18 protein-coding genes are annotated in these 20,488 nt (G+C 64.2%); 9 read left to right on the forward strand and 9 right to left on the reverse strand.

The genetic code is table 11. The annotated features are described in order from the left end of the window. Window positions 1–10: 10 nt before the first annotated feature. Together L0V05_RS03760 and L0V05_RS03765 are read right to left on the reverse strand one after the other, a co-directional pair. Window positions 11–751 carry an SDR family NAD(P)-dependent oxidoreductase gene (locus L0V05_RS03760; RefSeq protein ID WP_234868676.1) on the reverse strand — a complete coding sequence of 247 codons (741 nt, stop codon included), beginning with the start codon at window positions 749–751 and terminating at the stop codon, window positions 11–13. A gap of 11 nt (window positions 752–762) precedes the next feature. After that, window positions 763–1,527 carry an SDR family oxidoreductase gene (locus tag L0V05_RS03765; RefSeq protein WP_234868679.1) on the reverse strand — a complete coding sequence of 255 codons (765 nt, stop codon included), beginning with the start codon at window positions 1,525–1,527 and terminating at the stop codon, window positions 763–765. Window positions 1,528–1,722: 195 nt separating this feature from the next. Between L0V05_RS03765 and L0V05_RS03770 the strand changes: the two genes are divergently transcribed. The 6 genes from L0V05_RS03770 to L0V05_RS03795 all read left to right on the forward strand — a co-directional run bounded on the left by L0V05_RS03770 (window position 1,723) and on the right by L0V05_RS03795 (window position 9,233). After that, the gene (locus L0V05_RS03770) at window positions 1,723–2,496 is read left to right on the forward strand and encodes an enoyl-CoA hydratase/isomerase family protein (protein WP_234868681.1); all 774 of its coding nucleotides are present in this window, start codon (window positions 1,723–1,725) and stop codon (window positions 2,494–2,496) included. 19 nt (window positions 2,497–2,515) lie between these two features. Continuing rightward, window positions 2,516–3,652, forward strand: a complete 1,137-nt coding sequence (locus L0V05_RS03775; protein WP_234868684.1) for a thiolase family protein — start codon at window positions 2,516–2,518, stop codon at window positions 3,650–3,652. Then, complete coding sequence (locus L0V05_RS03780; protein ID WP_234868686.1) at window positions 3,652–5,991, forward strand: 3-hydroxyacyl-CoA dehydrogenase/enoyl-CoA hydratase family protein; 2,340 nt, start codon at window positions 3,652–3,654, stop codon at window positions 5,989–5,991. Before L0V05_RS03775 ends, L0V05_RS03780 begins: the two co-directional genes overlap by 1 nt. 99 nt (window positions 5,992–6,090) lie before the next feature. Then, the gene (locus L0V05_RS03785; protein WP_234868688.1) at window positions 6,091–7,149 is read left to right on the forward strand and encodes a phosphotransferase family protein; all 1,059 of its coding nucleotides are present in this window, start codon (window positions 6,091–6,093) and stop codon (window positions 7,147–7,149) included. Window positions 7,150–7,161: 12 nt separating this feature from the next. Further along, on the forward strand, window positions 7,162–8,385 hold the full coding sequence (locus L0V05_RS03790; RefSeq protein ID WP_234868689.1) for an acyl-CoA dehydrogenase family protein: 1,224 nt from the start codon (window positions 7,162–7,164) through the stop codon (window positions 8,383–8,385). After that, window positions 8,382–9,233, forward strand: a complete 852-nt coding sequence (locus L0V05_RS03795) for an enoyl-CoA hydratase-related protein (RefSeq protein WP_234868691.1) — start codon at window positions 8,382–8,384, stop codon at window positions 9,231–9,233. The genes L0V05_RS03790 and L0V05_RS03795 overlap by 4 nt, the downstream gene beginning before the upstream one ends. Here the strand turns inward: L0V05_RS03795 and L0V05_RS03800 are convergent. From L0V05_RS03800 to L0V05_RS03830, 7 genes are all read right to left on the reverse strand, one after another. Continuing rightward, window positions 9,211–9,951 (reverse strand): FadR/GntR family transcriptional regulator, encoded by a 741-nt coding sequence (locus L0V05_RS03800; protein ID WP_234868693.1) that lies wholly within the window; start codon window positions 9,949–9,951, stop codon window positions 9,211–9,213. The two genes, L0V05_RS03795 and L0V05_RS03800, sit on opposite strands and share 23 nt — an antisense overlap. Window positions 9,952–9,995: 44 nt before the next feature. Further along, entirely contained in the window at window positions 9,996–11,588 is a 1,593-nt protein-coding gene (locus L0V05_RS03805; protein WP_234868695.1) for a class I adenylate-forming enzyme family protein, read from the reverse strand. A gap of 44 nt (window positions 11,589–11,632) precedes the next feature. After that, window positions 11,633–12,637, reverse strand: a complete 1,005-nt coding sequence (locus L0V05_RS03810; protein ID WP_319937715.1) for an NADPH:quinone oxidoreductase family protein — start codon at window positions 12,635–12,637, stop codon at window positions 11,633–11,635. Window positions 12,638–12,731: 94 nt separating this feature from the next. Then, the gene (locus L0V05_RS03815; RefSeq protein ID WP_234868704.1) at window positions 12,732–13,559 is read right to left on the reverse strand and encodes a MaoC/PaaZ C-terminal domain-containing protein; all 828 of its coding nucleotides are present in this window, start codon (window positions 13,557–13,559) and stop codon (window positions 12,732–12,734) included. Beyond that, on the reverse strand, window positions 13,546–14,580 hold the full coding sequence (locus tag L0V05_RS03820) for a hypothetical protein (protein WP_234868706.1): 1,035 nt from the start codon (window positions 14,578–14,580) through the stop codon (window positions 13,546–13,548). The genes L0V05_RS03815 and L0V05_RS03820 overlap by 14 nt, the downstream gene beginning before the upstream one ends. A 16-nt stretch (window positions 14,581–14,596) precedes the next feature. After that, window positions 14,597–15,580 carry a cyclase family protein gene (locus tag L0V05_RS03825; protein WP_234868630.1) on the reverse strand — a complete coding sequence of 328 codons (984 nt, stop codon included), beginning with the start codon at window positions 15,578–15,580 and terminating at the stop codon, window positions 14,597–14,599. Between the two features lie 117 nt (window positions 15,581–15,697). Next, window positions 15,698–16,813, reverse strand: coding sequence for a sugar ABC transporter substrate-binding protein (locus L0V05_RS03830; protein ID WP_234868708.1), 1,116 nt, complete (start codon window positions 16,811–16,813; stop codon window positions 15,698–15,700). 243 nt (window positions 16,814–17,056) lie between these two features. Between L0V05_RS03830 and L0V05_RS03835 the strand changes: the two genes are divergently transcribed. From L0V05_RS03835 to mmsB, 3 genes are read left to right on the forward strand one after another with little or no spacing between them, the layout of a single operon-like run. Continuing rightward, the gene (locus L0V05_RS03835) at window positions 17,057–18,202 is read left to right on the forward strand and encodes an acyl-CoA dehydrogenase family protein (protein WP_234868710.1); all 1,146 of its coding nucleotides are present in this window, start codon (window positions 17,057–17,059) and stop codon (window positions 18,200–18,202) included. After that, window positions 18,199–19,242, forward strand: a complete 1,044-nt coding sequence (locus L0V05_RS03840) for a 3-hydroxyisobutyryl-CoA hydrolase (RefSeq protein WP_234868712.1) — start codon at window positions 18,199–18,201, stop codon at window positions 19,240–19,242. Before L0V05_RS03835 ends, L0V05_RS03840 begins: the two co-directional genes overlap by 4 nt. Further along, entirely contained in the window at window positions 19,239–20,111 is an 873-nt protein-coding gene (gene mmsB, locus L0V05_RS03845; protein ID WP_234868714.1) for a 3-hydroxyisobutyrate dehydrogenase, read from the forward strand. Before L0V05_RS03840 ends, mmsB begins: the two co-directional genes overlap by 4 nt. Window positions 20,112–20,488: the final 377 nt, after the last annotated feature.

Here is a 20,488-nt window from a genome sequence, read left to right on the forward strand (position 1 = left end):
GCCGGATGCGCTAGGGCGTGCCTCCGGCGATGGCGATGGCTTGACCATTCACGCCACGCGCGGCGCGCGAACACAGCCATAGCGCGGTAGCTGTCACTTCCACTGGCTGGAAAAGACGACGCTGCGGGCTCAGTGCCTCGAGAGAAGCGCGGGCCTCATGCGGCTGCCGGCCAGTCTTGGCGACGATGTTGTCGATGGTCCGATCCGTCATTTCGGTGTCGAGATAGCCTGGACAGATCGCATTCAAGGTAACCCCGCGCGTCGCGAACTCTTCGGCGAGGGAACGCACAAGGCCGATCACTCCATGTTTGGCCGCCGCGTAGGCCCCGATGTAGGAGTAGCCGCGCAGACCGGCGATCGATGATATGGCGATCAGCCGCCCGGGCTCCTCCATGCGCCGCACCCCCTCGCGGAACGTCAGGAATGTTCCGGTCAGGTTAACGGCAAGCATGGCATTCCAGTGCTCCAACGTCATCCGCGCAAAAGGGGCGCTGTCGGCGGCACCTGCATTTGCCAGAACGATGTCGCACTTTCCCGCCGCATCGAACAGACGCGCGACTGACCCTTCGTCTGTGACGTCGCACAACTGCATCTGAATTCCACCAATGCGCCGCGCCACGCGCTCAAGCGCATCGGCTCGGCGGCCCGCGATCACGACATGGGCCCCAGCCGCGGAAAAGCCTCGGGCGAGATCGGCGCCGACTCCGCTGCCGCCGCCGGTGATAAGGACACGTTTTCCGGACAGATCCACTGAATTTTCCTTCAAACAAAGCGCCGCATTGCGCGCACCCAACCCTCGTAGTCTTCGGCCTTGCGCCTGAAGTATCGGCGAACCTGGGCATGGGGTGTGACCATGAACTGGTTCGCCGTCACGCCATCAAGGCCCGCGATGGCAACTTCCTCAGCCGTCAGAACGCCATCCGATTGCACGGGACCTTCCGGAATCGTCTCCAGCAGTGGCGTCGCCACGCCCTGTGGGCAAAGCACGGTTACGCCTATTCCCGCGGCTCCATGCGATATCGCAAGACTTTCGGCAAAGCCGAGCGCCGCGTGTTTCGTTGTCGAATAGACTGCGCTTCCCGACTGGGTCAGCAAGCCTGCGGCGGAAAGCGTCTGCAGAAAATGTCCCTGTCCCCGTGCCAACATGTGGGGCAGCGCGAGACGCGCAAGGCGCACATGCGCAAGGACGTTGATTTCCCACGCAGCCGCCCAGATGCCGTCGCTCGGGGACGCAATGCTGCCCTGCAGTTCGAACCCGCTCGCGATCCCCGCATTGCAGCAGAGTAGACCGATCGGCCCCACGTGCTGCTCGGTTCCGCCGACAAGCTCGGCAAGGTAACCGGGGTCGCGCACATCGCCGGGCATGGCGATCCCGCCGATCTCATCGGCAACGCGCATGGCACCGTCGGCGTTCCTGTCTGCGACGATGACCTTGCCGGCCCCGCGTCTTGCGGCCTCGCGGGCCAGGGCGGCCCCGATCCCGCTGGCCGCGCCCGTGACCACGACAATTTCACCTGCAACCTGCATCTGATCCTCCGTCCGGCCAATCCTCCCAACGGGAGACATGATTGTCAATCGGACTGTCGGACAATCCGTTTGACAACGATCCAAGTGGTGCGACATAACGGTTATCGGACGAAGGGCCGAATGCCGGGCGCTCCCCAGGTCGCATCAGGCCGGGGGCCAAGGCAGATGGCAGAAAACCAGCTTGTCGGAACATCCATGATACCAGCACCGATCCTGCTTCACCGCGACGGCGCCGTGGCAAACCTGCGCTTCAACCGGCCCGAGGCCCTGAACGCGATCAATCAGGAGCTGGCCGAGCTTCTTGAGCACCATCTGCGCAGCCTGTCGGCCGACCCGTCGATCCGCGTAGTTGTCCTTTCTGGCGCCGGCAAAGGCTTCACCGGAGGCGGTGATCTGTCGGTCTTCCGCGGTGCCTCCAGCTTTCCGGAGGCCGCAGACGTCCTGATCGGGCCATTGCATCGGGCGGTGATGATCCTGCGCGAGATGCCGCAGATCGTCGTGGCAAGCCTGCACGGTGCGGTAGCAGGTGCAGGGCTGAGCTTTGCGATGCTGGCAGACCTCGCCATTGCCGCGGACACGATCCGGATGAACATGGCCTATGCCCGCATCCAGGCTGTACCGGACTGCGGCGGCTCCTGGGCGCTGGCCAGGCTGGTGGGCGCCCGCAAGGCCCTGGAGATCGCATTACTGTCCGACACCATCGGCGCCGACGAAGCGCTGCTTCTTGGTCTTGTAAACCGGGTGGTGCCCGAACCAGATCTGGCCGCCGAGACAGCGGCAATCGCGAACCGCCTCGCGCGTCAGTCGCCCGCGTCGGCCAGGGGAATCCGGGATCTGCTGCGCCAGTCGCTGCAAACCAGACTCCCGGATCAACTGGACGCCGAACGCGCCGCGTTCCGGGCTGCCGCAGCCCAACCTGAATTCGCAGATGCGATTGCCGGGTTCTTTGCCCGCAATGCCAAACCATGAACCCCGCCACGGAGGCTCCATGATCCGCGACGCCGTAATCGCCGCCTATGTCCGCAGCCCCTTCACCTTCGCGCGCAAGGGCGCCCTCGCCTCCGTCCGGCCTGACGATTTGGGGGCCCATGTCATTCGCGCCCTGCTCAGCCGCACCGGTGTAGACGGCAGCGAGATCGAGGATGTCGTCTGGGGCTGCGCCTTTCCGGAAGGCGAACAGGGTCTGAACATCGGCCGTGTGGTCGGCTTGCGGGCAGGTCTGCCAGTTTCCACGGCCGGCATGACGGTGAACCGCTGGTGCGGCTCCTCCATTCAGGCGGTTCAGGCGGCGTGCGGCATGATTCTGATGGGCGCGGGCGTTGCCTATATCGCAGGCGGCACGGAAAGCATGAGCCGGGTGCCGATGATGGGCTACAACATCCTGCCACCACCGACATGGAGCGCGGATGAGGTCAGCGACTTCATCAATGTCGGCCTGACGGCAGAGCGGGTTGCGCGAGAACATGGCATTTCGCGCGACGAACAGGATGCCTTCGCCTTCAAGAGCCACAGCAAGGCGTTCGCGGCCCGAGCAGACGGACGCCTGTCAGCCGAGGTCGCGCCGATCGAGGTCAACGGCGGCACCGTTGCCGAGGATGGCTGCATTCGTGACACAACTCTGGCGGATCTGGGGACCTTGAAGACGGTTTTCCTGAAGGATGGCACCGTCACGGCGGGCTCCTCGTCGCCCATGACCGACGGGGCCACGGCGCTGCTCGTCTGCACGCCAGCGTTCGTAGAAAGCCGCGGACTCGTCCCACTGGCTCGGGTTGCCGGATTTGCCGTTTCGGGTTGTGAGCCGGGCGTCATGGGGCTGGGGCCGATCGAAAGCAGCCGGAAGGCCGTCAAGCGCGCCGGGCTGAAGATCGACGATATCGACATCGTCGAGATGAACGAGGCTTTCGCCTCGCAGGCCGAGGCCTGCCGCCGGCAACTCGACATCGACCCGGCGAGGCTGAATATCGACGGGGGCGCCATCGCGCTTGGCCATCCGCTCGGAGCGACAGGCGGTCGTCTTGTCGGCAAGGCGGCAACGCTCTTGAAACGCGAAGGCAAGCGATACGCGCTCGCGACCCAATGCATCGGCGGCGGCATGGGCATCGCCATGGTGCTGGAGGCGGCATGATGACCGCTCCATCGAAAGTCTCGACGGCGGTGATGGCAGCGGGCGTGGCCGAAACCGGAATTCGGCGGGTCATGGTCATAGGTGCCGGGTCCATGGGATCAGGCATCGCTGCACAGTTCGCCAATGCCGGGGTGCAGGTTGATCTGCTCGATGTCGCCGGGAGTCCTCCCAACTCGATCGCCGAGGGCGGGATTGCCCGCCAGCTCAAGGCCGGCGGCTTCATGGCGCCCGAGGCCGCGCGCCTGATCCTTGCCGGCACTGTCGACAGCGACCTGTCCAGGGCGGCGGAGGCGGACTGGATCGTCGAAGTCGTGATCGAGAACCTGGATGCCAAACGCGATCTGTTCAAGCGGATAGAACAGCACTGCCGCCCAGGCACACCGATCAGTTCCAACACCTCGACGCTTCGGCTTGCAGATCTGACGGCCGGTATGGGCGAAGACTATGTCCGTGATTTTGTCATCACGCATTTCTTCAACCCTCCCCGCACGATGCCGCTCGTCGAGCTTGTGGCAGGCCCCAGGACCAATCCGGAAACTGTCGCTCGTGTCCGCCGCGGGCTGGAGACGATTCTCGGCAAGACAGTGATCGATTGCTTTGACACGCCCGGCTTTATCGCCAACCGGATCGGCTGCTACTGGCTGGCGATGGGCAGCCTCGAGGCAAAGCGTCTTGGGCTTACGGTTGAAGAGGCGGACGCGGTCAACACCGCCCTCGGCGTTCCCAAAAGCGGGGTGTTCGGCTGCCTGGACCTGGTCGGTCTCGACCTTGTCCCGCCGGTCTGGGGAAGCCTCAAACACTCCCTGCCGAAGTCGGACGACCTGAACCGCTTCGACCTTACGACGGATCCCCTGATCGCGCGTCTCGTCGCCGAGGGACGCCATGGGCGCAAGTCCAGGGCTGGCTTCAGCCGCCGCCTGCCGGATGGCGGCTTTGAAACGGCCGACCTCGTCACCGGCGAGTATCGCCCGGCCCAAGCACCCGACCTGCCGGGCAAGGGCCGCGACCTTGACGCGCTGATTTCGGATGGCGGACCAATTGGCGGATATGCCCGAAGCCTCTTGTCGAATGTGATCGCCTATGCGGCCGAACATGCGCCAGACATTGCGGAAGACACCGGCGCAATCGACCTGGCAATGCAGCTTGGCTATGGCTGGAAGGACGGTCCGTTCGCCTTGGCGGATCGTGTCGGAGCAGACCGGATCGCTGGCTGGGTCGCGGCTGAGGGCCGTGCCGTCCCTCCGCTCCTGAGCAGGGCGCAGGGTCTTGGTGGCTTTCGCAAGCCAGTGGGACAGTGGCTGTCCACCTCCGCGCCTGATTACGCCCTTAGCCGAACCACCAATCCGAGCCTGCTCGACCGCGCGCGGCTTGCGTGCCCGCCGCTTTGGAGCAACGCCCTCGCCAAGGTCTGGGATCTGGGCGAAGGGGTAGGCTGCTTTGAGGCGGGATCGAAGATGAACAGCTTCGATCCTGTGGTGTTCGACCTTCTCGAGACTGTCCTCGCGCAAGGCACGGGGCGCATCCGTGCGCTGGTCCTTGGAAACGACCATCCCCGGGCTTTCTCAGTCGGGGCCGACCTGGCCTTCATTTCCGTGATGATCGCACAAGGCAGGCTTGCGGATGTCGACCGATACATTGAGCGGGGGCAGCACCTGTTCCTGGCGATGAAGCGGGCGCCCTTCCCCGTAGTGGCTGCCGCTCACGGATTTGCGCTCGGGGGAGGATGCGAGTTCACGCTGCATGCGGATGCTGTCGTTGCCCATGCCGAACTCAACATGGCCTTGCCCGAGGTAAAGGTGGGGCTTGTCCCGGCTTGGGGCGGCTGCACCCAACTATTGCTTCGAAGCCACCAGGCAGCCGCGGCAAAAGGTCCGGTAGCGGCGGCACGACCCGTCTTCCAGACAATCTTCGCCGGCGAGTTCAGCACGTCAGCGGCAGATGCGAAGGGCAAGGGATATCTTCGCCCAGATGCACAGGTCGTGATGAACCGCGCCGGATTGCTGCCTGAGGCCCGGCACCACGCGCTGACACTGGCCGAAGGCTACAAGCCCCCTGAGCCAGCCCTGATCCAGGTTGCCGGTCCATCCGGCAAAAGCGGGCTGATGGTCGAGATGCAGGCCCGCACCGCAGCTGGTGGCCTTACCGAGACGGATCTGGCCATGGCTGAAACGTTGGCCGAGGTGCTGACGGGGGGACCGTCGGGTGATCCGCTGCGGCCAGAGACCGAAGAAGCGATAATGGCGCTCGAGCGGGCGGCACTGCTGGAGCTTGCAAAGCGCCCCAGCACCCGCGCCCGGATCGATCACATGCTGGCTACGGGCAGACCGCTGCGGAACTGACAGGACTATCGTCACTGGCGCCCGTTGACAGCATAGTAGATGTGTAAGATTGTCGGACAACAGGACATTCAGTCACAATATGCTCTTGGGAGGAGCAGAATGCCGGACGCCACAGCGGTGACCACGCAGTTCGGGTCCGGGGCAGCCCTGCCATTCAAGGTGCCGGCGCTGTCAGACTTCCTGCGAAAGTCGCTGCCAGACATCCGGGGCGAGGCCACGGTGACGGCGGTGAACGGCGGGCAATCGAACCCGACATTCTTCGTGACATTCGGCGACCGCGAACTGGTCTTGCGAAAGCGCCCTTCGGGGCCACTGCTGCCTTCCGCACATGCCATAGACCGGGAATTCCGGGTTCAAAGTGCGCTTCAGTCATCTGACGTGCCGGTTCCCCGGATGCTCCTTTACCATCCAGAGGCCGACCTTATCGGCACGTCGTTCTACGTCATGGATCGCGTGCATGGCAGAATCTTCCACGACAGCGCGCTCAGCGGTGCACCCAGGGCAGATCGGGCCGAAATGCAGCGGTCGCTCGCGCGCGTCCTGGCCGCGATCCACCGGACCGACACCCGCACGGCGGGGCTGAGCGATTTCGGCAAGGCAAGCGGCTTCTATGCACGCCAGCTCGCCCGCTGGACCAAGCAACTGCAACTCTCTCGCACCATCGAGATCCCTGCCATCGACGCTCTCTGCACCTGGCTGCACGATAATCTGCCTGCTGATGAGCCCGCCCGGCTGGTCCATGGTGATTTCCGGGTCGGCAATGTCATCTTCCACCCGACAGAACCGCGCGTGGTTGCGGTCCTGGACTGGGAACTGTCGACCCTTGGCCATCCGATGGCCGACCTGGCCCATTCCCTTGTCTATTCCTGGTACATGAAGCCCGAGGAATATGGTGGCGTCATGGGGCTGGACCTGAACGCGCTTGGCCTGCTCGATGAGACGGCCTTCGCGCAGACCTATTTTGATGCGATCGGCACGGTTCCGCGGCTGACCTCCTTCGATATCGCCTTCGCGCTGTTTCGCAATGCCGTGATCTTCCAGGGGATCGCCGCACGGGCTGCCGAAGGCAATGCAGCTGCCGCAAATGCTGCCGATGTCGGCAGGCTGGCACCCGTCTTCGCCGAACGGGGTCTCGACGTCGCGCGACAGAAGTTCTGAGAGGGGATCGACATGGATTTTGCCTATCCGGAGAAGGTTCTTGCGCTGCGCGAACGGCTGACCCGCTTCATGCAGGACGGCGTCTATCCGGCCGATGCAGAATATCACCAGATTGCCCATGAGGGCCGCTATCCAGAGGCACTGATCGACGGGTTGAAGGAGAAGGCGAGATCCGAAGGGCTGTGGAACCTGTTTCTGCCCGGCCTCAAGGAAGATGAGCCTGGAACGCGACTGACCAACCTTGAATACGCGCCCCTTGCAGAGGTGATGGGCAAGCTGCCCTGGGCGTCAGAGGTCTTCAACTGCTCCGCGCCCGATACCGGCAACATGGAAATCCTTCACATGTTCGGAACACCCGAACAGAAGGAGAGGTTCCTGCTGCCGCTGATGAACGGAACGATGCGTTCCTCCGTCGGGATCACGGAACCGGACGTCGCCTCGTCCGATCCGACCAACCTGCAATGCACGATACGCCGGGAAGGCGACAGCTACGTCATCAACGGACGCAAGTGGTTCAATACGGGCGCGCTTCACCCGAAATGGGGCTTCTGCCTTGTCATGGGCATCACGAACGACGATCCGGCGGCACCAAAGCACACCCGCCATTCCTTTGTGATCGTGCCGAAAGGAACGACTGGCTTCCGCGTGGTGCGCGACGTTCCGATCCTGCACCACCACGCCCCAGAGGGGCATTCGGAAGTTGAATTTGCAGATGTTCGTGTGCCCGTGTCGAATCTCCTGGGCGAGGAGAATGCCGGTTTCGCCATTGCCCAGGCCCGGCTTGGGCCGGGACGGATCCACCACTGCATGCGCACTATCGGACAATGCGAGCTGGCTTTGGACCTGATGTGCAGGCGCGCCCTCGGTCGCTCGACCTTCGGAAAGCCGCTGGCCGACAATGCCAATATCCAGGACTGGATTGCGGAAAGCCGGATCGAGATTGACCAGGCGCGACTGCTGAACCTCAAGGCCGCCTGGACGATGGATAAATTCGGCAACAAGGCCGCACGGACCGATGTGTCAGCGATCAAGGTCGTCGCCGCGCGGCTGCAGACGCGGGTCGTCGACCGCGCGATGCAGGTCTTTGGTGCCGCCGGTCTGACCCCGGATACACCGCTTGCATATCTTTACACCTGGGGCCGCGCGCTGCGGTACATCGATGGCCCGGATGAGGTGCATCTGCGCGGCATCGCACGGGAAGAGCTGAAGGCCGCAAAGGCAAGGATCGCACTGTGAGTCTTCGGCTGGACCGGCCGCAAGACTGGGTCGCGGAGCTGACGCTCGATCGACCGGAGAAGTTCAATGCCATGCGCGCGGGCGACTACGACCTGCTTCTGTCCTTGCTGGAAAAGGTCGAGGCTGATGCGGACGTACGCGTGCTGATCCTGACCGGGGCCGGCCGGGCCTTCTGCGCTGGCACCGATCTGTCGGACGGCTTCGATCTACCGGCGGGCGGCGATCCTGCGACGGGCGCCGGTGTGCCGCCCGACCTTGGCGGGCGAGTTGCGCTACGGCTCTTCTCGTTTCGCAAGCCGGTGATTGCCGCGATCAACGGCGCGGCAATCGGATTTGGCGCGACCCTTACCCTTCCCTGCGATTTCAGGCTCGCAGTTCCGGAGGCCCGGTTCGGATTTGTCTTCTCGCGCAGGGGCATTGCCGCCGATGGGTGTTCAAGCTGGTTTCTTCCGCGCATAGTAGGGCCGACCAAAGCAGCGGATTGGCTGCTGACCGGACGGATGTTCGATGCAGCTGAGGCCCAGGCTTCCGGTCTGTTGACGCGGATCGCCCCTGCGGAGGCCCTTCTGAAGGAAGCCCGTTTGCTCGCTTCCGATCTTGCGTCGAACTGCTCGCCCTTGTCTCTGGCCGTAAACCGCCAGCTTCTTTGGCAGATGGCCGGCGCACCACATCCGTTTCTCGCCCATCAGCTGGAATCCCGAGCGATGGTTGCGACGCTTGCCGGACCCGATCCGGCAGAAGGCGCTCGCGCGTTCCGCGAAAAGCGCAGCCCGACATTCCGTAGCAATGCCGCAGCCGCCGAGTTCATCGGCGGCTGGCCCGACTTCAGCCGCGCGGGATCGGACTGATCCGGCGATCCATCGGGAGCTTCGCCAGTTCCCAGCCGCGTTTCAAATCGTCGATATGCCGCGCCATCCACATCTCGGCATGTGCGCCGTCGCCGCGCTCGATGCCCGAGACGATCTCGCTATGCGCCTTCAGCTGGCGCTTGCCTGCCTGAGGAAGTTGCGCCTCGAACTGCTCGAAAGCCGGATAAAGAAGCTGTCCCACCGGTTCCCGCGCCATCAGCAGGGCTGAATTGCCAGCGGCCGCCGCTACGAGGGCATGGAAGGCAAGGTCGGTTTCGCCGGTGAGCTTGCCGAGCTCTACCTCGGGCCGCATTTCCTCGAGGTTCGCGCGCAAGGCTGCGACCTGTTCCTCGGACCGTTTGGCTGCCGCAAGGCGTGCGGAGAGCGGCTCCAACACGCGGCTCACCTCCCACAACTCTCCGAAGGTTACGGCAGAGAGGATCAGCGCGTCGGTGGTGCGCGGCGCAATCTGCGCCGCCTCGGGAACAGAGACGTACAGGCGCTTTCGCCCTTCACGGCTGACCAGCCCATCCGCCTCGAGTTGCCGAATGCCCTCACGGACTGTCGAGCGGTTGACGCCCAGCCGTTCGGCTAATGCGATCTCCGATGGAAAGGGATCGCCGGGCTTCAGCCCGCCCGACAGGATGAGCTTGCGCAGCTCCTGCGAGACCAGCTGATAGGCCGGAGGTGCAGAAAGCCGTCCGAGATCTTCAATCATTCCAAGCCACTTTCACAACCGGTCCCGAAGCCAACTCCCACGCGTCAGGATATCGAAAGCTCGCGCAGGACGTTCTTGAGTACTTTCCCGTTGGCGTTCCGGGCAAGCGGAACCGACAGGATTGTTACGATATCCGGCACCTTATAGTCCGACAGTCGTTCAGAACAGAAGTCTCTGATCTCTGCCTCGGTCAGGGGCTTGCCGTCGTTCCAGATGAAGGCATGAACCTTTTCGCCCAGCACCGGATCGGGTCGGCCGACAACGGCGACTTCAACGACCGACGGATGATGCATGACGGTATTCTCGACCTCGATGCAGTAAACCTTGAAGCCGCCACGATTAATCATGTCCTTCTTGCGGTCGAAGACGCGGATATAGCCCTCCTCGTCTTTTGAACCGATGTCGCCTGAAACCCAGTAGCCCATGACAAAGCCCTTGGCATCGCCTTCGGGATTGTCCCAATAGCCCGGCACGACCATCGGACCGCCGATCAGCAACTCGCCGCTTTCGCCCGGTGCCACTTCACGACCGGCTTCATCGACCACGATAATGTCGGCAAGCGGCAGAACGCGACCGACGGTATCGATATGCCCCTGGATCGCGCCTTTGGGCAGGATCGTCACCGGCGAAGACGTCTCGGTCGAGCCGTAGACATTGTGCAGCGACATCTGGGGCAGTTCGACTGCCAGCTTGTCGATTGTCGCCTGTGGCATCGGCGCGCCGCCAAAGCCTCCGACCCGCCAGGTCGAAAGATCGAATGTACTGAACTCGGGATCGAGCAGACAGAGGTTGTACATCGCTGGCACCATCAGCGAGTAGTTGATGCGCTCGCGCGCCGCCAGCTCCAGAAAGCTGCGGGCCTTGAACGCGCGGACGATGACCGTGGTGCCGCCGACATAGAACGCACTCAGGATGATGGCGACGATCCCGGTCACATGGCTGGCAGGCACCGAAAGGAAGGCGACATCTCCTTCCTGAAGCTCGAAGGCCCATGCATAATGGATCAGCGAATGGATGGTTGAGACATTGGTCAGCATCGCGCCCTTGGGGCGGCCCGTCGTCCCAGAGGTGTAGAGGAGGCAAAGCGTATCCTCCTGCGCGACGGCCGGAAGATCCATCGGCGATCCGCTTTCCAGCAGGGCCTCGAAAGGCAGAGCGCCCGCAACCACACCGGCATCCCCGACGACGAACGTCGCACGAACCGTAGGGGCATCATCCCTGTCCGGCAGATTCGGCGCATGTTCGGCATCCACCACGACCGCCGCCGCCTTGCACTGGTTCAGGACGAACGTTACCTCCGGCAGCTTCTGCCGGATGTTCATCGGGACCGAGATCATCCCGATCCGCGCGGCAGCCATGAAGGCCACCACGAATTCAAGCTCGTTACCCATGAGCAAGGCGATGCGCTCGCCTTTTCCGAAACCCATCCGAAGCAGGGTTTGCGCGGCGCGATCGACCTGGCGATCCAGCTCGGCATAGGTCATGCGCCGGTCCCCGTCGACAACGGCGATCCGCGCTGCATTGGCACCTACCGCTTCGCGGAACATCGCGTCGACCGTCTCGGGCCGATCGGCGAAGCAAGGCACGATGCGGCTTCCATAAAGTACCTCGTGGCGCACCGGGGGTAGCTCACGCATGATGTTTCCTCCCTATCTGACCGCTATCTCCTGCGGTCCCGATTTCAAACAGTGACAACGACCTTGCCCACCACATCCCGGGTCGACAGCTGGTCGATGGCCGCTGCCGCCTGCTCAAGCGGAAAGCGGCGATGGATCACGGGGCGGATCAGCCCCTTGACGTACAGGCCCAAAAGCTCCGCCACGGCGCGGGCATGAGCCTCGGGCTCGTTCTCGATATGCGAGCCCCAGAAGACCCCGCGCAGGTCGCATTCCTTGAGCAGCGGCAGGTTCATGGGGATCGAAGGGATACCCGCGGGAAAGCCGACGATCAGGTAGCGGCCATGGCGCGCAATCGATCGCAGCGCAGGCTCGGAGTAGCTGCCGCCGACCGGATCATAGATGATGTCCGGCCCGCCGCCGCAGGCCGCCTTGATCGCATTGGCGAAGGCACGCTGCGCGTCCCGGTCAAGCGACCCTCGGGGATAGACCAGCCCGTGATGCGCACCGAGCGCCTTTGCCGTTCCAAGTTTGGCCTCAGACGATGCGGCGGCCACAACCTGCGCCCCGAGTGCGCGACCAAGCTCAACCGCCGCCAAGCCCACGCCGCCGCCTGCGCCCAGGACCAGCAGGGTCTCGCCTGGCTTCAGCCCCGCCCGATCGGTCAGCGCGTGATAGGACGTGCCGTAGGTCATCATGAAGGCCGCAGCTTCATCCATCGGCATCGCATCGGGGATGACGAAGCAATCCTGCGCCCTGGTCACGACCTGTTCGGCAAGCCCGCCCCAGCCCAGCATGGCCATGACCCGTTGACCGGGCCTCAAACCGGTCACACCCGGACCAAGGGCTTCGACCACACCGGCGACCTCCGCACCAGGCGAAAAGGGGCGCTCGGGTTTGTACTGGTAGCGATCCGAAATGATCAGCAGGTCGGGAAAGTTGATCCCGACCGCCCTGACGCGCAGACGCACCTCGCCCGCCCCGGGCTCGGGTATCGCAACATCGCGAAGCTCCAGCGTCTCGGTTCCTCCCGGAACCACGCTCTGGATTGCCCGCATCTTCTGCGTCATTGCCTTTTCTCCTCGTGTCGCGGTGGACATGGCTTCGCCGCCGCACCGCCGTCGGCGCGTTCCTTCTGCATCGGTTCGTTCGACCCAGCCCCGTTCAGCCGCTGCGGAATTCCGCCTCGCCGTTGTCGATCACCACGCGGTCGCCGACACGCGCCCGAAAGGCGCGTCCGGCCTCGGTTCTCCAAAGCTCCACCTCAAGGTCATCCCCCGGGAAAACCGGCGCGGTGAAGCGCGCGTCGATCAGGCGAACCGGCATCCCCGGCGCGTCGCGAAGGATTGCGCGTGCGACATGGCCAAGCGTGGCAAGCCCATGCAGGATCGGCCTCGGAAAGCCTGCCGACCGCGCGAAATCCGGATCTATGTGCAGCGGGTTGTCATCCCCCAAGAGCCGGTAGATCGCCGCCGCCCTGGGCGAGATGGACATTCGGACCACCGTGTCTGCAGGGCGACCCGGCAGAGGGGCGGGAATTGGCAAAGGATCGTCTCCTCCGATACCGCCATCGCCGCGGCAGAAGGCACGTTGGGTCACGGTCGCCAGAAGTCGCCCTGTCGTGACATCGCGGATCGACCGCTGGCTGACGACCAGAGCTCCACGACCCGGCCCCTTGTCGTGGATCGCGACGATCCGCGGTGTGGCCGTCACATGTCCTTCAACAGGCAGGTCGCCGGTCAGTTCGATCCGCTCTGACCCATGCACGATGAGGCGGGCATCCAGATCCACATCTGGGTCGGCATACCAGTTGCCGGGATAGGCCAGAACGCTTGCCATCGTTGGCAAGGCAATCAAGTGGCGCTCGTGGACAAGGTCAAGATCCTCAGCCCCTGCCCCGCAGCCGAGAGCGTAAAGGATCGTATCCCGCTTTTCATATCGGTGCGTGATCTCTGGCCATTCGACTTTGCGGCGTCGTTCATATCTGGTCACGATCGGCCTCTGGAGTTACGGGGACGCCTTCGATCCAGGTCTGGACGAGTTTGGGGGCCTCGGCGCCGGGCCAGAGGGGGGATCGGTCGAGGATGGCGAGGTCGGCATAGGTGCCGGGCCGGATCTGGCCGGCGATGGCGGCGAGGCCGGCAAGGCGCGCGGCCCGGCGGGTCAGGCGGTCGATCCGGGCCAGGACGACGTCGCGCGGGCCGGTCAGGGTCGCGACCGGGTCCGCCTCGGGCGGCGTCACCACCGACAGCCCGGCGGCCTGCAGCGCCGCCTCTTCGGCGGGGGCGGGCGCGCGCGGCGACAGGACCCGCATCCCGGCCAGCCTGCGGCCCCCGGCCAGCGCCGCCAGCTGCAGCACCGGGGTCAGCCCCCCATCCCCCGCGCAGTCGAACACCAGGCCCCAGCCGTCGCGATGCAGCGCCTCGGCCCGCTCCATCGCCGCGCTGTCGGCCGGCGGGCGCATCTGCAGCGCCTCGATCCGCACGAGGTCGTTGCCATGGCCGGGATCGAGCGCACCCTCGCGCCAGTCCTGCCGCAGCCCCTCCTCCACCGCCCCGCGCAGGCGCAGGCGGTGGCGCCGGTCGATCAGCCCCGACAGCGTGCGGTATTCGCCCCAGTCGCGGCCGAGCGTCGCCACATCCACCGTGGTGTAGCCCGCCCGCGCCCGCCCCTCGATCCAGCGGTCGAGCGCGGCGCGGTCCCGCGCCTCGGGCAGACGAAGGCCGGTCCCGACAAAGCCGGGCAGAACCGCCCGCCCCTCGAGCCGAACCACCCGCGTGCCCCGCCCGCGGCTGGACAGCACCTCCTCGGTCCGCCCAACGGCCCGGATCACCCCCTGCCGGATGGCGATCGCCGTCACCTCGGGCCGGCTCTCGTCCATCGTCAGGATCGGACCGTCGCACAGGATCAGGTCGGGCGGCAGGTTCGCGCCGGGCAGGAAGCCCCCGCGACCCAGCTGCGGGTCGTAGGCCTCCTGCTCGCCAAGCGACGCCTGTTCGCAGAACCGGCACATGCCGCCCTCTCCCCGCCTACTTCACCACCATCACGTTCAACGGCGCCCCCGTCGCCTCGCGCACCTTCAAGGGCGCGGCGGTGAACAGGAAGTCCCATTGCCCGTCCTCGTGGCAATCCTTGGCCAGGGCCTCGAAGTTGCAGATCTCGTTGAAGATGATCCCGAGGTTGCGCATCAGCGCGCAGTGCAGCGGGATCTGCACCCCAAGCTCGGGATCGATGTCGATCTCGTTCGAGATCGTGTCCGTCGCCAGGCACGGGATCTCCATCTCGTGGAACCAGTCCACCACCTCGGTCGAATAGGTCAACCCAGGCTCGTTGAAGTCCTTGTAGAACACCTCGGGACCCTGGACATAGAGAAGCTGCAGGAACCCGATCCGCAGGCACAGGATGTCGTGCTTCTCGATCGTCACCCCCTGGCGCTCGGCACAGGCCAGCATGTCCTCCAGCCCGAAGGTGTCGCCCTTCTCCAGCGCGAACTTGCCGAAATGCGCCGCCATGTCGAGCAGCACCCCGCGCCCCACGATCCCGCGCTCGGCAATCGGCAGGATCGAGGTCTTCTTCATGCCCCCCGCCGTCGCCTCCGCCGCAGGATAGCCGTTCCACACATGGTCGTCGTACCAGACATGGCCAAGAGCATCGATCTGCGTCGAGCCCTGCAGGAACATGGTGATCTTGTCGTCGGCATATTCGACCCCGCCCGGCAGCGGCGTGGCCTTGCCCGTCACGTAGTCGTTCTTGTCCTGCACCATCTCGCGGACCGTCGGCTTGCGCCCGGGAAACATCGGGTCGCCCTTCGGGTTGCCGATCAGTTCGCCGCAGGTCACAACCTTCCCCTGCCTCACCGCTCGAACCCCGCGCAGAACCTCCGCCTGCGTCAGAAAGTTCAGAGACCCAACCTCGTCATCCGGGCCCCAACGACCCCAGTTCTTCGGCGAACCCGCCAGCAACTGGCTCATCCGAACGTCCTGAGCCTTCGAAAATCCACCACGTTCCGGCATCCTCATCCCTCCTCTGCCAGCATACATCAATTCCAACTCAAACGCCCGGAATGCGATCTCCATCGGCATTCCAGGACGCGCCCGGCGCAGTGAGCGGTGCTCCGGGCGCAAGGTCGGTCAGTTCTCCGGCGTACCGGTCAGGGCCGCGTTCAGGCCCACCTGCGGCAGCTCTTCCGAATAGATCGACGCGAACCAGCCGGGGTTGGGAATGATGGCAGGCTCGAACACGTTGCAGCCGCCCTTCATCTCTTCCCAGGTCCCTTCGGTGCAGACTTTGACGGTGTCATTGGTGACCGCGCCCGGCGAAAGCAGGACGGTCTTCGGAACGTCCTTGCCGTCCAGCACATCGACGATCATCTTCAGCGCCATTGCGCCGGGATAGGCTTGTGAACTCGCCGAGATCGAGCGCATGCCCATCGGCCGATACGTCCCGTTTGCACCTGGCACTTCGGTTCCCGCCGGCAGCATCTGGATCCGGTGACCATTCGAGCCTTCGCCCGCGCAAGGCAGGATCTTGTCGTCGGTGATGCCAGCCTCGGATTGCATCGAGCTTGCCGTGTAACAGCCGACCTGCATCCACAGACCGGAAAGCGACTCCCAGGGATGGGTGGCGATGATCTTCGACATCTCGGTGCGGGCTACGGCCTGGCTCCACATGCCATTCGCCTCGGCCACGACCTTGATGTCGGGATACTTGGAGAAGACCTCGCGCGCGGCATCGTTGCGCAGCGTATCGACCGACGTGCCGGAGACGCCGGTGATCATCACGATGTTGCCCTTGCCGCCAATTTCCTTCGCAAGCCACTCGGCGGTCTGACGGCCCCATTCGGCCTGATCGACATGGACGTTCCAGGCGCAGGGCTCTTCGATCACCCCGTCATAGGCGATTACCTTCACGCCCTTCTCGCAGGCATTCTTCACCGCGCCATTCAAGGCGGTAGGCGAGATCGGATAGACGATGATCGCATCGGCGCCGGCCTGGACCATGGCGTTGATCTGCTGGATCTGCTTTTGGGCGTTCGGGCCAGCGACCTGGACCTTGAGGTCAACCTTGTCGGCATAGTCCGATGACGAGGCCAAAGCCTTGAGCATGTTGGCCGCTTCGGCCTGCCAGTCATTGCCGATGTAGCTCATGCTGAGGAATATCTTGTACGGCTCCTGAGCCTGTGCAGCCCCAGCCACCAGGCACGCAGCCGCAGTCGACAGGGCCAAGGCCCTGAATGCTGTTCTCATGTTTTCCTCCCTGAAGGTGGTCGCGCATTTGCCATCGGCGCAACCTGCCCGGATCGCTCTCCTCCCGACAGTCCGGCAGAGATGACATGCACTGACCGTCTGTCCGACAAGCGAACACATCGACAATTCTCTGTCAATCAATAAGTGTTCCACGAGCGGATTGTTGGCTTGTCGGACAATACAGTTGACACTCCAGAGAATCTGGTTCAGCACTCGATCGAGGGGAGTAAGGGGAGGCGATCCATGGATTTCTCGCTTTCGGAGGAGCAGCAGGCGATCTTCGATATGGCGCGCGACTTCGGGTTGGAGCACATCGCCCCCCACGCTCTGGACTGGGATCGACAGGGGACAATTCCCCGTTCGCTCTGGGTCGAGGCGGGGCAGCTTGGCTTCGGCGGGCTGGGCGTTTCCGAATCGTGGGGCGGCGCAGGGCTGGGCCGAATCGAGTCCGCGCTGGTGTTCGAGGCGCTGGCCATGGCCTGCCCCTCGGTTGCGGCCTTTCTGTCGATCCACAACATGTCGGCACGCATGATCGACAGCTACGGTTCCGACGACCTGAAGCAGCGCTATCTGGCCGATGCCGTCAGCATGAAGACGGTTTTGTCCTATTGCCTGACCGAACCGGGCGCGGGCTCGGACGCGGCGGCGCTGGCGACGAAAGCAGTGCGGCAGGGAAACCAGGGGTGGCTGCTGACCGGCACCAAGGCCTTCATCTCGGGCGGCGGCTATTCGGATGCCTATATCGTCATGGCGCGATCCGGGACTGCGGGGCCAAAAGGAATCACGGCCTATATCGTCGACAAGGACGCGCCCGGCCTGTCATTCGGCGGGCTGGAGCAGAAGATGGGATGGCGCGCGCAGGAAACGCGACAGGTCCAGATGGACGAGTGCAACGTCCCGGCCTCGAACCTTCTGGGGGAAGAGGGGCGCGGCTTTTCCTATGCAATGGCGGGTCTGGATGGGGGCCGGCTGAACATTGCCGCCTGTTCGCTCGGCGCGGCACAGGCGGCCCTCGATGCCACGCGCCGCTACATGGCCGAGCGGAAGGCGTTCGGCCAGCGCCTCGACCAGTTCCAGGCACTTCAGTTCCGGCTCGCAGATTGCGAGATCGAGTTGCAGGCGGCCCGCGTCATGCTTCGGCACGCGGCCTGGAAACTTGATCAGCGGATGACGGATGCGACCGTCCATTGCGCCATGGCAAAGAAATTCGTGACGGAAGTTGGCAGCCGGGTGGTGGATGCCTGCCTCCAGATGCATGGCGGGTATGGCTATCTGGAGGATTACGGAATCGAGAAGCTTCTGCGCGACTTGCGGGTGCACCAGATCCTCGAAGGAACGAACGAAATCATGCGCATCATCGTTGCACGGCATCTGCTGGAGGCGAAATGACGGATGTCCTGATCCGCGTCGAAGGGCGGGCTGGCCGGATCACACTCAACCGGCCCGGCGCGCTGAACGCGCTGAACCATGACATGGGGAATGCCATTTCCGCGGCCCTGACGCGGTGGAATGAAGATCCTGCGGTGGCTCTGGTCCTGATCGATGCAACCGGAGAAAAGGCTTTCTGTGCGGGAGGCGACATTGCCTCGATCTACGAGCGGCTCCGCGCGCGGGACTACGGTGTGATCCGTCAGTTCTGGCACGACGAGTATCGGATGAATTCCCAGATAGCGCGCTATCCGAAGCCGATCGTCACCTTCCTCAATGGCTTTGTCATGGGCGGCGGCGTGGGCGTCGGCTGCCACGCGTCGCACCGAATCGTGGGAACCGGCAGCCGCATCGCCATGCCGGAAACCTCCATCGGACTGATCCCCGACATCGGCGGCACGATGCTGCTGGCATCGGGGCCGGGCCGATTGGGCGAATACCTCGCTCTGACCGCCGCGCGGATGACCGGCCCGGATGCGATACTTGCCGGATTTGCCGACCATTTCATACCCGAAGGTATGTGGCCTGAACTGAAGCAATCGCTGATCGAGCATGGAGATGCAGCCGCGATCCTGGCCGCAAGCCAGCCGCATCCCCCCTCTGACCTATCTGCGCATCGGGATGAAATCGACCGCCTGTTTGCAGCGGATCGCCTTGGCGGGATCCTTGCGGCGCTCGCCGCTGACGACAGCGACTTCGGGCAAAAGGCGCGAAAGAATGTGGAAAGCAATGCCCCGCTCGCCATGGCGGCTGCCCTCGTGCTGATCGACGAGGCGCGGCGCGATAACGGGCTAGAGGCCGCCCTGAGCCGCGAGTACCGCTACGTGTTCCGATCGGTCGATCAGGGCGATTTCCTCGAAGGAATCCGCGCCCGGATCTACGACAAGGACAATTCCCCTCGCTGGCAACACAGGCTTGACGACCTGCCGACCGACGGGGAAGTGGCGGCCATGCTCGCCCCCCTCGGACGGGATGAAATGGTTTGGGAGGATCACGGATGAAGATCGGATTTATCGGTCTTGGCAACATGGGCGGTCCGATGGCCGCCAACCTGGTCAAGGCCGGGCATGAGGTCACTGGCTTTGACACCGTCGTCCGGCCAGAGGGAGTTCGCATGGCGGCGAGCGCAGCCGATGCGTCGCGCGATGCCGACGTGGTGATAACCATGCTTCCGAATGGAGCCATCGTCGACGCGGTGACCTCCGAGGTCATCCCGGCAATGACCAGGGGCGCGGTTCTTTGCGACTGTTCGACGGTCGAGGTCGAGACGGCGCGACTGGTGGCGAAACGGGCCGGCGCAGCGGGGCTGCTGGCTGCGGATGCCCCGGTCTCCGGCGGCATCGGCGGCGCGGCGGCGGGAACCCTGACCTTCATGGTCGGGGCCGAGCCGGCAACCTTCGCAAGACTGGAACCGGTGCTTCAGGCAATGGGCAAACGCATCGTCCATTGCGGCAATCCGGGCGCGGGACAGGCCGCAAAAATCTGCAACAACATGATCCTCGGCGTCACCATGATCGCAACCTGCGAAGCGTTTGCCTTGGCAGACAAGCTCGGCCTGTCGCGACAATCGATGTTCGACGTCGTATCGACCTCTTCCGGCTACAGTTGGACGATGAACGCCTATTGCCCTGCCCCGGGCATCGGTCCGCAGTCGCCGGCCGACAATGGCTACAGGCCCGGCTTTGCCTCGGAACTGATGCTGAAGGATCTGACACTGTCGCAAGCCGCCGCCGAGGCCGCCGATGCCGACACGCCAATGGGCGCGCTCGCCCGCGAACTGTACAAGCGGTTCGTCGAAGACGAGGACGGACGCGGAAAGGATTTCTCGGCCATGCTCCCTCGATTTGAGAAGCGGCATCGGTCCGCCTGACGTTCGGCCACTAGGGCGCGGCTGCCATTCCACACATGGCGGCGTGAAATTGGGCCACCCCGCGGAGCAAGGGTCGACACCCTAGAGTACTGGCAATGACGCCCCGGTCCTGACAGGCAGAGGGCAGCGGATTCCGCTCCTGTGCCTCACTGTTTAACTCCGGCCCCGCATGGGCCGGCCCGCTACAGGGATCCGGCCGAGTTCCGCGAATCGAAAACCCTGGAAGTTTTGCTCGAACACCCAAAATGTGCGGCGAACTGCCCATATCTGACAGCCAGCCATTGACGATCCGAGATCACTTTGCCTCGGCGACCGGTGCCGCCGGCCGGTGCGGACGGCGCCATTCATCGATGAAGCCGCACCTCCAAGGTCAGCTT

The sequence above is a fragment of the Alitabrizicola rongguiensis genome, assembly GCF_021491355.1.
GTDB classification, from domain to species: domain Bacteria; phylum Pseudomonadota; class Alphaproteobacteria; order Rhodobacterales; family Rhodobacteraceae; genus Aliitabrizicola; species Aliitabrizicola rongguiensis.